Annotated in this window: 2 protein-coding genes; both read left to right on the top strand. The window is 52.7% G+C overall.

Annotated elements, in window-relative coordinates:
* Nucleotides 1-139: 139 nt before the first annotated feature.
* On the top strand, nt 140-325 hold the full coding sequence (locus AC1RPU_RS07710) for a hypothetical protein (protein ID WP_289875967.1): 186 nt from the start codon (nt 140-142) through the stop codon (nt 323-325).
* Nucleotides 322-639, top strand: a complete 318-nt coding sequence (locus tag AC1RPU_RS07705; RefSeq protein WP_281116341.1) for a hypothetical protein — start codon at nt 322-324, stop codon at nt 637-639. Before AC1RPU_RS07710 ends, AC1RPU_RS07705 begins: the two co-directional genes overlap by 4 nt.
* Nucleotides 640-656 lie beyond the last annotated feature (17 nt).

Genomic DNA, 656 nt, shown 5'->3' with positions numbered 1-656 from the left:
CATTCAGGCCCAATAACGTGGCGCAGCACTGGAATGCGGCTGCTGAGCAGTATTCGGTAGAAATGGTCCAACGCCTGTGGGAAACTTTCCTCATGGGATGGTATTCGAAAATGGTGGACGATCTGGTAAAGGAAATCAAATGTACTACAGCGCAACAGAACGGCTGATCCGTGACTATGTGATCAGCCTTTTGCAGAATGATTCGGCCGCCGCGTCCGAAATCACAAGCAAGATGACGGAACACGTGATGACCGAAATGCGTGACGATGAAGAAGTGATTGCCGCAATCGTCGCGGCAGCTACCTCGCGTATGGTGCGGCCATGAGCGCAACGCCAAAGTTCCCGATTTACCAAAAACGCGAATTTCGGTGCGGCAATCATCACGAGGAAGAGTACCTGATGATAGCTCCGAACTACCGCCTACGTGTGTCGTTGGTGTGGGAGCCGAAGCCAAATGCTCTGCTGCACGTCAGTCATGAAGCTTACGATCCGGGGCACGGCATAGACCCCGAACTTCTGACGCTTTGTAAAAAAGAAGACTATACGTGCTCCGAACAAGAGTTCAACGGGGCGCTTAGGGTTGCGCGTGGCCGCATCGACGCGTTTATCAACGCTAATCGTGGAGAACCCGCGCAATGAGCACAAACCAGAAGCAA

This window comes from Dellaglioa sp. CoH-55-MRSF-7 (genome assembly GCF_056782235.1).
The sequence above is the reverse complement of the archived record's forward strand: the minus strand, read 5'-3'. Positions and strand labels throughout refer to the sequence as shown.

Excerpts from the sequence above, each read along its gene's own strand:
- AC1RPU_RS07705 (WP_281116341.1), top strand. The coding sequence starts at position 322 with ATGAGCGCAACGCCAAAGTTCCCGATTTACCAAAAACGCGAATTTCGG.
- AC1RPU_RS07710 (WP_289875967.1), top strand. The coding sequence starts at position 140 with ATGTACTACAGCGCAACAGAACGGCTGATCCGTGACTATGTGATCAGC.